Genomic DNA, 11,883 nt, shown 5'->3' on the forward strand with positions numbered 1-11,883 from the left:
ATCAAATAGTTTGATCAATAAACCGAAGAATATAAATCGTACTTACCTTCCTCAGGTCAAAGCCTTTATAATACCTAATCAAAACCCTTTCATAGCCCTTTCAGAAGGGTTATGAAAGGGTTAAACATTGGGTTTGAATTGGGTTAGAATAGTATCTAGTAGTTAGTAGTTAGTAGTTAGTATTAAGACCTAGGGCGTTCAAGTTAGGATTGACAGGATGTTTTGTCTTTGAACTAGGAAAGGAAGGAGGAAAGGAGAAGCAGGATCGTCTTTGAACCAGGAAAGGGAGGATGAAAGGATTGGCAGGATCGGCTCTAAAATCTATTGTCTAATGTCTAACATCTAATCCGAACCAAGAAAGGAAGGATGAAAGCAGAAGCAGGATCGGGTCTAAACTCTATTGTCTAATGTCTAACATCTTGTCCGAAGCAGGAAAGGAAACAAGATATTACGCCATAGGTCTAAATACTAACTACTAAATACTAACTACTATAAACAGAAAAAGGAGCTCCTTAGGGAGCTCCTTTTTCTGTTTATAAGTTTATTTCTTATAATATTTCATCACTTCTGGAATCATCGCTTGCAACTGTGCAATACGACGAGCATCGCTAGGGTGAGTACTTAACCACTCTGGTGGGTTTCCTGACTTACCTTGTGCCATTCTTTCCCAGAATTTGATAGACTCATTTGGATCATAACCTGCCATCGCCATAAGAATAAGACCTGCTTTATCTGCTGCTAATTCGTCGTTTCTGGAGAATCTTAATGAACCTACTTGATAGCCAATACCATACAATTGGTTGAAGATACCGATGTATTTGCTGTTAGACATAGCACCTGCGGCACCTAAAATCTGTGCTCCGTATTGTGCAGCCATGGCATTTGAATACTGAGAAACGGAGTGTTCTTCAATTGCATGCGCAATTTCATGGCCCATTACCGTTGCTAGTCCAGCATCATTCTTCGCTACCGGAAGGATACCGGTATAAACCGCTACTTTACCGCCTGGCATACACCATGCATTCACATCCGGGCTCTCGATCAAGTTAAACTCCCAGTTGAAGTTAAATTTATCTGCAAGTCCTAATTGTTTTAAGTACTGGTTTGCAGCCACGGCGATATTACTACCAACGCGTTTTACCTGGGTTGCTGCAGCAGTACCAGTAACTACTTTCGAGTTGTTTTTGCTTAAAAAGTCTTTATAGGCAAGTGCAGCTTGATCATTAATCTGTTGAGAATCTACCAATTTCAGGTATTTACGACCAGTGATTGCTGATGTTGCACATCCTGCAATCGACGCCCCCAACATTAACATGGCCGTATATTTAAAAATTCTTTTCATAAACGTTGTTATTAAGTTTACTCAATACAAATAATGTTTTACAAAGATTAAACAAAACTTGTACCCAAAAAGTTTAACCAGATGATTTTTTCTTGAATAAATATATTTTAGACTCTTTGCCTTTGAGTAGGCGTTCGATGTTCTTTTGATGAGTCACTAAAATCAAGGCACAGATAGCAATGCCGTACAACAAAACCGAAGGCACCGTGGTCTTGAAAATAAAGGCAATACTAAATGGAAAGGTAAATCCTGCTAGAATGGAACCTAGCGAAACGTAATGGAATATAAATAATACTAAAAGGAAGACAGTGACACAGCATAAGGCGGCCGGCCAATGTATTGCCAAAACCATCCCAAATAATGTTGCTACGCCCTTTCCTCCACGGAACCCCGCAAATATCGGGAACAAGTGTCCTAATACCGCAATAACGCCAAGTGCCAACTGAAAATTGACAAATTGTGGGGCATCGTGATTTCCAACCACGCTGCTATCTAACAAATAAGGTAAATTGGTTGCAGTCCAGCCCTTCAAGATGTCGACAAACATCACGACCGAGCCTGCTTTTTTTCCGAGAACACGAAATGTATTGGTTGCTCCAGCATTCCCACTACCATACTCTCTAACATCAACACCATAGAACGCTTGTCCAAACCAAACCGCCGTAGGGATTGATCCGAATAAATATGCTAATATGACTATTCCTACGAGATAGATTGAAATCATATACAGCAATTTACTAAATAAGTTTCGCTTTTAAGCTCAAATCCAGACTTTTAACCGAATGCGTAAGAGCTCCAACAGAGATGAAATCTACCCCTTGTTTTGCGTATTCTGCAATCGTATCGAGGGTGATTCCACCAGAAGCTTCAGTTACCAATTGACCGTTTACTAGATCAACCGCTTCCTTCACTTGTGCTGGTCTGAAGTTATCGAACATAACGCGATCGACTTTTCCGATCGCAATAACTTCCTTCAACTCCTCAAAGTTGCGAACCTCTACTTCGATAGGAATATCTAAGTTATGCTCGCTTTTATACGATAAAGCCGAGTTAACAGCAGCAGTAATGCCGCCAGCGTAGTCGACATGATTATCTTTTATGAGGATCATATCATACAACGCAAAACGATGGTTTACTCCTCCCCCTAATTCAACGGCTTTCTTTTCTAAGAAACGCAATAAGGGCGTTGTTTTGCGCGTGTCTAGAACGCGAGCTTTGGTACCCGCGATTGCAGCCACATACTTTGCGGTTTGTGTTGCAATACCAGACATACGTTGCATGACATTGAGAACTAAACGTTCTCCTTTGAGTATGGTATGGATAGCTCCTTTTAAGCGAAATGCGATATCTCCGTATTTCACCGCGTCGCCATCCTTTAAAAATATTTCGAAATGTAAGTTAGGATCAATGGCTAAAAATATTTCCTTAGCTACTTCAATACCGGCAATAATCCCCGATTCCTTAACTAATAGCTGAGCTTCACCTTGCTTTGTTTCATCAATAGTAGAAAGAGTGGTATAGTCTCCAGGCCCAACATCCTCTCTTATTGCGTCTTCAACAAATTGCAATAGCTTTTCTTTAAATTCTTTCTCCATTTATTAATGTAAAATTAAGCGAAGATGAATAAAAATTACTTTAAATAAAAGATAAATCCAATAAAATGTATGTTATTCAATTCTAAGTTCAGCGATTTGAGTCTCTCCCGAGATTTGGCTAAACTTTGTAAAAACCCGGTATGTACCGGACGATGTTTTTAATTGGTAAACGATATAAAAACTGTTATTCGTTCGCGAAGTCCGTTGCACTTGCTTAATCTCCGAAGTCTTATTGCTTTGAAAAAAATCGCTTAATAGCATCTCGGCCTGAAATTTTGAGTAATAGCCACCATCACTCTTAATCGACAAAGAAACATTCGAACCAAAATAGTTCGAAATCGCTTTCGCATTGTTCGATTTAAAAGCTTCCATTATCTCGTTTCCAACATCATTATAACTAATGGTAAAGGACAGTAATGGCAAAATAAGAAGGGCATAGCATATATATAATAATGGTCTGCAGCTTATTTTTAAATGATGTATCATGACTCTAAAAACTCCATTGATTGGAACTTCTCTAAATATATAAAAGTATATCGCTTTAAAATTCCAAATTTTACAACCAAAATTATGCCAATCATAATTATTTTCAACAAAGTATAAGCTTAACCATCATAATTATAGTTTTCACCGCATTAATATTATATTTGTGTAATGAGTTCTGAGCAAAAAAGAGTAGCATTATTAATCCTGGATGGATTAGGCTACGGAAAAGATGACAATTCAAACGCTGTATTAGCTGCAAAAACTCCATACCTAGACTACTTACTAGCAACTTATCCAAATTCTAAACTGGAAGCCTCTGGTGAAGCCGTAGGTTTACCCGCAGGACAGATGGGTAACTCGGAGGTTGGACATATGAATCTTGGTGCAGGACGCACTGTTTACCAAGAGTTGGGCCGCATTAATAAAGCTGCAAACGAAGGGATATTCAATTCAGATTTAACATTAGAAAAAGCGTTTGACTACGCTAAGGAAAATAATAAAAAGGTACATTTCATCGGATTGCTATCTGATGGAGGGGTGCACTCACATATCTTACACTTAAAAGCGCTATGTGATGCTGCAAAGAATGCTGAACTAGGAAATGATCAGGTTTTCATACATGCTTTCTTAGATGGACGTGATACAGACCCTAATGGCGGTGTTGGCTATATGAGAGAGTTAAATCAGCATTTAGTGTCTTCGGTGGGTACCGTGGCTTCCGCCATAGGACGGTATTATGCGATGGACCGCGATAATCGTTGGGAGCGAGTGAAAGAAGCTTATGACTTACTTACAAAAGGATTGGGTACTCCCTCTACAGATATGGTTGCGTCGATTGAAGCTTCCTATGCCAATGAAGTAACTGATGAGTTCGTAAAGCCTATCGTTATGGTGAAACCAGACGGCACCCCTATCGCAACGATAGAAAATGGTGATGTGGTGATTTGCTATAACTTTAGAACAGACCGCGGCCGCGAAATCACGATCGCATTAACACAACAGGAATTTCCTGAATATAATATGCATCCTTTGGACTTATATTATGTGACGATGACATCATATGATGATACGTTCAAAGGTGTTAAAGTGATCTTCCAGAAAGATAACTTAACAAAAACTTTAGGAGAAACTTTATCCGCTCAGCACAAAACACAGGTTCGCATCGCCGAAACCGAAAAATATCCACATGTAACATTCTTTTTCTCCGGTGGACGCGAAGAGCAGTTTGAAGGGGAGTCTCGTATCTTGATTCCTTCGCCTAAGGTAGCCACCTACGACTTGCAACCGGAAATGAGCGCGCAGGGAATCGCTGATGCTATTTGTGAAGATATGCAGGTAAATCACCCTGATTTCATCTGTCTAAATTTTGCTAATCCAGATATGGTTGGCCATACAGGTGTATTCGAAGCGGTAGTGAAAGCTGTGGAGAAGGTAGACAGTGTGACGAAGCAAGTGGTAGATCAGGGGCTAAAAGAAGGATATTCTTTTATTATCCTTGCTGACCATGGAAACTCTGAATTTATGTTGAATGAGGATGGCTCTGTTAATACTGCACATACGACGAACTTAGTACCTTGCATTTTAATCGACAACGAGTACAAGCATATAAAGAATGGAAAACTGGGAGATGTCGCTCCTACAGTTCTCAAAATGATGAACTTGGAAATTCCATTAGAAATGAATGGTGATGTATTGGTTTACTAAGAACTTATCAAAAAAATTAGCATTGGCGACAGGCCTAGCATTCGCTTTGCATGCTTGTTCCTCCCCTGAATCTGAGCAAAAGGCAGATCAAAAGGCAGAGGTGTATTTTGATATTCCTAGTTTTATCCAAAACGAGATAGACTCACTGAAACAAGCTAATCCGAGCGTAAATAAAACAGTAACTAAGGATAAAGAGGAGGAAACTAAGGATTTGAAGATTAAAGACTGGGATAATGAATTCTCAAGTTTTAAATCGATAGATCTAAACAAACCCGCTTATGCTGGCTTTATCGAATTAGACACCGTAGACTCGGTTGTAGAGTATAACTTTACTAATCCAGATTTAGATCTTGCTTGCGTTAGAATAGCGTTTGATGAGCAAGGAAAGGTAAAGATGCTGAGCGTGGATAAGCATGTAAAAAACACCTTATATCAAACATCTGAGTTCTTAGTCTATGAGAAAGGCAATTTTTATATCGTTGAAAAGAATCAGAAAGTGCGAGTGATGGGTGAAAACTATTATAAAGTTCAAGGAAACTTGAAATCCGATAAGGCTCTCTAAGAAAGTAAAAGAGAATCTGCTACGAACTATATTTTGCCTCCTGAGGAGTTCTCAAAAATGGGCACAAAAAAAAAGGACTATCCAACAAGATTGGATAGTCCTTTTTTTATTTAATTGTTTTTCTCTTTTTCCAATTGCTCCAATGCTTTCTTCTCCGCACGGATATTTAGAAATTCCACAAGGACTGAGAAAGCCATAGCGAAATAGATGTAACCTTTCGGTATATGCTGATCGAACGCCTCTGCAGTAAGCGACACCCCGATTAGAAGTAAGAATGCTAATGCTAGCATCTTAACAGATGGGTAATCATTTACAAACTTGGAAATACTTTCCGCAGATAACAACATGATACCCACAGCAACAATCACCGCAGCAATCATTACTCCAATCTGATCCACCATACCAACAGCGGTAATAACTGAGTCTAATGAGAACACTAGATCGAGAATAATGATCTGAATAATCACACTGGAAAAAGTAACGGTTTTGCTTCTACCAGAACTCGCCTCGATATGACCTTCAACCTTATGGTGAATCTCCGTAGTTGCCTTATAAATCAAGAATAATCCACCTATGAACAAGATGAGATCTCTTCCGGATAATGTCAAGTAGCGGTGCCATTGTGGATCTTCTATCCCTAAAGTATCAGCTAGATTTAAGAAAGGCTCCGTTAGCCCCATAATCCATTTGATCGAGAATAATAGCCCTACGCGCATAACTAGCGCCAATAACAAACCTATCTGTCGAGCCTTCTTCTGTTGCTCTACAGGTAATTTTGCACTTTGAATCGAGATAAAGACAATATTATCGATACCCAATACGATTTCCAGAATTGTTAATGTTAGAAAAGATATCCAAATGTTTGGATCCAGCAGCCATTCCATAGATAATGTTTAGTTGTTTTAATGTTAGTGTTATTGATAACCCACTAAAGATATAATATTTTCATTAAAACGTGTTAATCGCCCTGCACTTTGTAGAAAATCCAAACTGATAACAAATGTATAGCCTGCCACACTTCCTCCAACTTTTTCAATCAATTTACTAGCTGCTACTACCGTTCCGCCAGTGGCCAAAAGGTCATCATGTAATAGGACTTTAGTCCCCTTAGGAAATGCATCCTCATGCATCTCGATAGTAGCTTGTCCGTATTCTAACTTATAAGACTCAGATACGGTATGATAAGGAAGCTTCCCTTGTTTGCGAATGGGAATAAAAGGTTTTTTCATATACTGCGCTAATAAAAAGCCGAAAAGAAAGCCTCTACTTTCAATGCCCGCAATAACATCAAACTCTATGTTTTCCAATCGACGAGCAAACTCTTGAACTGCCAATTCAACAAGCTCCGAGTGTTGAAGCAAGGGTGTGATGTCTTTGAATACAATACCTGGTTTAGGGAAATCCGGAATATCTCGTATCACGGCTTTAAGTTGATCTTCTATCATTTGAAATCTAAATAAATTTCAATTTTACGAAAAAAAGCCTCATCGAGGGAAAGAATCTTCTTTAAATCGTCCATAGAAGAAAAAGCACCGTGATGTTCTCTATAGTTTACAATCGTTCTAGCTTGCTTATACGATATGTAAGGATGTCTTGATAATGCATTGGCATCCAAATCGTTTATCTTCAATTTAACAATCGATGCTTCATCTACCTGTAGATGCTGCTTAATGTGAAGAAAGGTTTCTTCCGGTAAACCATAAACTTCGCTTAATTGCTCCGTCGAATAGAATCCACCGAGTAACTCTCTAAATCTGACAATCCGTCTCGAAAATGCTGGCCCGATACCACGAAGCTGAGTTAGTTCAGCACTATCTGCTGTATTGAGGTTAATGCGTAGCGATTCATAAGGCGCAGTAAAAGCCTTCTTTGCAATCGGTCTTTCAAAGTTTGTTCGCTTAAATTCCTTTTCTGCAATACGAACGTAGGGTAAGAGGCGTGCAACATCCTCATCCGTTAAACTGTAAAGTTTCGCAACATCCTCCGGCTTTCGAAAGTGTCCCCCTTTTGCCTCATAGTTGTGAATCACGCGAATTTTTCTCTCTGATAGACCTAATCGCTTCCATTCATCTACAGATAGCCCATTGGGGTCGAAAAAGAAATAAGATATGGCCGGTTTAGACTTGGTAGTTTCTCCGAGCTTACTAACTCGAGAATTCTCATATCGAACGTCAGGACTAGAAACAAGATCTTCAGCCAATGCGCGAACTTCGGTTGATAACATCTTCTTTTTAGGCACTCGATCGTATAGAAAAGTGCAGAACAAGAGGATTACAATCAATACAGCAAGTATGGAAAAACCAATTTGTTCTTCCCTTCGCATTCGGAAGTAAGCGAATAATCTGTTCATCTTCTTATCGAATAATTGGATGGATAGCTAAATCTTGATAAATTTGCCAATATTAAAGTACTCTATCAATATGCATATCGTCCGTCCGCTTTTTATTCTTCCATATCTTTACTCAAATGCAATTTGGAGGCTAAAAGAGGAAAAAAATAATATATTCTTAACCTTTGACGACGGTCCAATCCCCGAGATTACCCCCTGGATTCTTGATTGCCTTAAAGAGAGAAATGTAAAAGCTTGCTTTTTCTGTGTGGCGGATAATGTCCGGAAGCATCCGGATATCTTTCAACGTATCTTAGCAGAAGGACATCAAGTTGGCAATCATACTTACAACCACCTGAAAGGTTGGAATACGGATGATTCCATCTATTTGGCTAATGTAGAAAAAGCCGATCAACTCATCAACAGTCCGCTCTTTCGTCCACCCTATGGTAGAATCAAGAAGTCACAACTGAGAGAAGTGTCAAAAAAGTATCGGGTCATTATGTGGGATGTCCTCACAGGCGACTACGACAAGCGAATCAGTCCGGATCAATGCCTTCAGAATGCGGTTAATTACACAAGGAGTGGTAGCATTATCGTATTCCACGACAATATAAAGGCGATTGAGAATGTTCAGTATGCTCTTCCTAGAGCAATCGATCAATTACTCGCCAAAGGTTATAACTTCGCTAGCCTTTAATCTTCTAAACTAAAGGAGTCATTAATCTCTACAACAAATTCTTTCACTCCAGCCACTGAGAAATAGCCTAGCGCGCCATTGCTGATATTGGAAGTGGGGTTGGCAGGTGATGCGCTTCCCGGATTTGTTGACTGATATTCTGACCAATATTTGTAAACGTCTTTCGCAATACAATAGCGACGGACGCGGACGTTATCACCATTAGCTATCTCGGCATTTCTACCGCCAATTTGATGCGTGACATGTAAACCGTCATTGAACTTATCCGAATAAACAGAGTTGAATTGCATAGCAGTAGCATTATCACCGACACCTATAATCTCGACGTTATACTTATAGTAATTCTCGACGCCCTCCGGATCGTCAAAGCTCAAGTTGACGAAATAATAATCTTCATTAAAGATGTTCTCCTTGGTTACCCCTACAGAGTCCACTTCGACATAATTAGGCATACGAGTTGTCGAACTGTAAGTCTGTCCATCAACAGACACATTTAATGTGTATTCCTGCTGAGCGATGATACCCATATTACTATGCGAATATCGGCCACCGCCGATTGATTCGAAATTAAATGTACTACCCGAACCCGTCACTACGCTGACCACAGCATTATCAACCGGCTCAAACGCTCTGCTTTCATCAAATGCGACTGTTCTTGAAACCATAATCTCCTGATTTCGATCCAAGTTATTCAAATCCGCTTCAATCACAACCTTCGCATTCGCAGTATTTAAATCAACGTCAATCTTCTCTTCGCAGGAAGCAAATCCTAGTAAAACAAAGATTCCTAATAAGTATATCTGTATGCTGCGCATCTTTTAAAATTTAAAGTTCCATGTAACTGAAGGTATGATACCAAATAAAGCAATCTTGTAAGCTTCGGTCACATTAGGGTTTTGTTCATTTTCTCTGAAATCAATGATATAAGCGTTCTTGCGGTTGTACGCATTGTAAATACCGAAAGACCAGCTTGAATTGAAACGTTTGTTTTCCTTGTTTGGCTCATAATTGGCTGACAAATCCAAACGATGATAATTCGGCATCCTGTAACCATTTCGCTCCGTATAGTAGAACATCGTCGTGCCATCGATTTGATATTTCCCACTTGGGAAAGTAATAGCATTTCCGGTATTGAATACAAAAGTCGCTCCCAAGTTCCAACTTTTAGACAACTGATACATTCCTACTACAGCGATGTCGTGTGTTCTATCCTGTCTCGCTGCAAACCAGTTTCCATCGTTGATGCCGTCAAACTGTCGTTCGCTACGACCCAAGGTGTATGAAATCCAACCATTAAGCTTCCCTTTGTTCTTGCGAACAAGGAACTCAACCCCATAAGATCTTCCGATTCCAAACAACAGCTCCCCTTCTAGGTACTTATTTGCCTGTAAATCTGCACCATTTCTAAAATCTATCTGATTGTCCATGAACTTATAATAGGTCTCTACTGATAGTTCATAGGCATCATTATTCAAGTTACGGAAATACCCTAAAGCTACTTGATCTGCAATTTGTGGCTTGATATTCAAGCTACTCAAAACATATTGATCAGTCGGAAGACTCGACGTCGTGTTGGTCAGTTGATGTAAGTTCTGTGCAATACGATTGTAGCTTGCTTTGATACTGTTCTGCGGGTTTAGAATGTATGCCATGGAAGCTCGTGGCTCCAGATTGAAATGATGCTTAATAATCGAGCTGCCATAAACAGCTTCATCTGTCGGCTCCCCATCTTGATCAAAAGAATAGAAAGTGCCTGGTCCCATCACCATGAAATCATTCAAACGGAGTCCATAAATAAATGATAGCTGCTCTAAAGGCTTCCACTCATGGGAAATATAGGCAGCCGCCTCGATGCCTTGACGTTTTTCGATATTAATCGAATTAACAGCCGATTCACTGCTGGCATTCAAACTTGCCGGCAAAACTTGCTGACGTAAAACATTCAGCCCAAACTTCAAGGTATTGTTGTTCGAAGAATAATAAGAGAAATCCTGTTTCAAGTTCCAATTTCTAATCTTCGAAGCTATTTTAAAATCCGAATCATCGTTATTGACTTTCACATTATAGGTGAAATCACTATAGATCAGTGTGGTATTGCTGAATAGCTTTTCATTAAAGATATGATTCCAGCGGACCGTAGCTGTTGCATTACCCCAGTCGAAACCAAAGAGATCACCATAGCCTAACTCATCCTTTCCAAAATAACCTGATAAATAAACTGTATTGCGGTCATTGAGCTTATAGTTCATCTTAGCATTCAGATCATAGAAATACAAACGGCTGTTCTTTACCGTTTCATCTTTTGATGCCTTCAAAAACATATCTGCATACGTCCTTCGCCCACTTAACATAAAGGAACTCTTATCTTTAACGATCGGTCCCTCAAGTTTTAATCGTGACGCGATTAAACCAATCCCCCCTTCCGCTGCAAACTTTTTATTGTTTCCATCCAGCATGGAAATATCCATCACCGATGAAATTCTCCCCCCGTATTGTGCCGGAATTCCACCTTTGTAAAGATTGACATCCTTTATAGCATCGGAGTTGAATGTCGAGAAAAAACCGAGCAAATGCGACGCGTTATAAACCGTCGCCTCATCGAGTAAAATAAGATTCTGATCGCCTGCACCACCACGGACATAGAAGCTAGAACTTCCCTCTCCACCCGAAGCTACCCCAGGCATTAATTGGATGGTTTTTAAAATATCTTTCTCACCAAAGAGTATTGGAACATTCTTCAGTTCCTCCATTGTAAACTTTAAATTTCCCATCTGCGGACTCGCTACATTCTCATTCTGACGCTTTCCAGAAACAACGACTTCTTCGATCGTCGTCGAATTATCGTTCAGCTCAAAATCAAGCTTTCTATTCTCCGTAAGATTGATTGATTGGGAAATGCGGTTATAGCCTACATAAGACACCTCAACAAGATGTTCCCCAGCAGGCAGCGTAATGGAATAGAATCCGTAATTATTTGAATATCCGCTAACATTTGCGTCTTGAACGCGAATTAAAGCTCCAATTAATGTTTCGCCCGAATTGACGTCTTTGATAATTCCACTTAAGGTAATTTTCTCTTGCCCAAAAGTGAATAAAACACTAAGTAGGCATAATAAGAGAAATGAGCACTTTTTACAGTTGATCAGCATATATAGCGGCAGCTTT

The 11,883-nt window shown here is 39.6% G+C and carries 12 protein-coding genes; 3 read left to right on the top strand and 9 right to left on the bottom strand.

Annotated features, from left to right (window positions below; genetic code table 11):
• Positions 1 to 541 precede the first annotated feature (541 nt).
• The 4 genes from DSM08_RS12415 to DSM08_RS12430 all read right to left on the bottom strand — a co-directional run bounded on the left by DSM08_RS12415 (position 542) and on the right by DSM08_RS12430 (position 3,309).
• Positions 542 to 1,342, bottom strand: a complete 801-nt coding sequence (locus tag DSM08_RS12415; protein ID WP_149526460.1) for a M48 family metallopeptidase — start codon at positions 1,340 to 1,342, stop codon at positions 542 to 544.
• 73 nt (positions 1,343 to 1,415) lie between these two features.
• On the bottom strand, positions 1,416 to 2,066 hold the full coding sequence (gene plsY, locus DSM08_RS12420; RefSeq protein ID WP_149526461.1) for a glycerol-3-phosphate 1-O-acyltransferase PlsY: 651 nt from the start codon (positions 2,064 to 2,066) through the stop codon (positions 1,416 to 1,418).
• A gap of 13 nt (positions 2,067 to 2,079) precedes the next feature.
• On the bottom strand, positions 2,080 to 2,937 hold the full coding sequence (gene nadC / locus DSM08_RS12425) for a carboxylating nicotinate-nucleotide diphosphorylase (RefSeq protein ID WP_149526462.1): 858 nt from the start codon (positions 2,935 to 2,937) through the stop codon (positions 2,080 to 2,082).
• A 72-nt stretch (positions 2,938 to 3,009) separates the two neighbouring features.
• Entirely contained in the window at positions 3,010 to 3,309 is a 300-nt protein-coding gene (locus DSM08_RS12430; RefSeq protein WP_187773856.1) for a DUF4783 domain-containing protein, read from the bottom strand.
• A 282-nt stretch (positions 3,310 to 3,591) separates the two neighbouring features.
• On the opposite strand from DSM08_RS12430, the gene gpmI reads away from it, so the two are divergent.
• Both gpmI and DSM08_RS12440 read left to right on the top strand, forming a co-directional pair.
• Entirely contained in the window at positions 3,592 to 5,127 is a 1,536-nt protein-coding gene (gene gpmI / locus DSM08_RS12435) for a 2,3-bisphosphoglycerate-independent phosphoglycerate mutase (protein ID WP_149526464.1), read from the top strand.
• Positions 5,111 to 5,689, top strand: a complete 579-nt coding sequence (locus DSM08_RS12440) for a hypothetical protein (protein ID WP_149526465.1) — start codon at positions 5,111 to 5,113, stop codon at positions 5,687 to 5,689. Before gpmI ends, DSM08_RS12440 begins: the two co-directional genes overlap by 17 nt.
• 110 nt (positions 5,690 to 5,799) lie before the next feature.
• On the opposite strand, the gene DSM08_RS12445 is transcribed toward DSM08_RS12440, so the two are convergent.
• The 3 genes from DSM08_RS12445 to DSM08_RS12455 are packed head-to-tail and all read right to left on the bottom strand — an operon-like array spanning position 5,800 to position 8,039.
• The gene (locus DSM08_RS12445) at positions 5,800 to 6,573 is read right to left on the bottom strand and encodes a TerC family protein (protein ID WP_149526466.1); all 774 of its coding nucleotides are present in this window, start codon (positions 6,571 to 6,573) and stop codon (positions 5,800 to 5,802) included.
• Positions 6,574 to 6,603: 30 nt separating this feature from the next.
• Positions 6,604 to 7,134 carry an adenine phosphoribosyltransferase gene (locus DSM08_RS12450; protein WP_149526467.1) on the bottom strand — a complete coding sequence of 177 codons (531 nt, stop codon included), beginning with the start codon at positions 7,132 to 7,134 and terminating at the stop codon, positions 6,604 to 6,606.
• The gene (locus DSM08_RS12455) at positions 7,131 to 8,039 is read right to left on the bottom strand and encodes a ComEA family DNA-binding protein (protein WP_149526468.1); all 909 of its coding nucleotides are present in this window, start codon (positions 8,037 to 8,039) and stop codon (positions 7,131 to 7,133) included. Before DSM08_RS12455 ends, DSM08_RS12450 begins: the two co-directional genes overlap by 4 nt.
• Before the next feature lie 70 nt (positions 8,040 to 8,109).
• Here DSM08_RS12455 and DSM08_RS12460 point away from each other — a divergent pair, with 70 nt between their 5' ends.
• Complete coding sequence (locus tag DSM08_RS12460) at positions 8,110 to 8,718, top strand: polysaccharide deacetylase family protein (RefSeq protein WP_149527717.1); 609 nt, start codon at positions 8,110 to 8,112, stop codon at positions 8,716 to 8,718.
• Here the strand turns inward: DSM08_RS12460 and DSM08_RS12465 are convergent.
• Both DSM08_RS12465 and DSM08_RS12470 read right to left on the bottom strand, forming a co-directional pair.
• Positions 8,715 to 9,533: a DUF4249 domain-containing protein gene (locus tag DSM08_RS12465; protein WP_149526469.1), complete on the bottom strand. Its 819-nt coding sequence runs from the start codon at positions 9,531 to 9,533 to the stop codon at positions 8,715 to 8,717. The two genes, DSM08_RS12460 and DSM08_RS12465, sit on opposite strands and share 4 nt — an antisense overlap.
• Positions 9,534 to 9,536: 3 nt before the next feature.
• Entirely contained in the window at positions 9,537 to 11,867 is a 2,331-nt protein-coding gene (locus DSM08_RS12470; RefSeq protein WP_149526470.1) for a TonB-dependent receptor, read from the bottom strand.
• Between the last annotated feature and the right edge of the window lie 16 nt (positions 11,868 to 11,883).

Source organism: Sphingobacterium hotanense, assembly GCF_008274825.1.
In the GTDB taxonomy this organism is placed as follows: Bacteria; Bacteroidota; Bacteroidia; order Sphingobacteriales; family Sphingobacteriaceae; genus Sphingobacterium; species Sphingobacterium hotanense.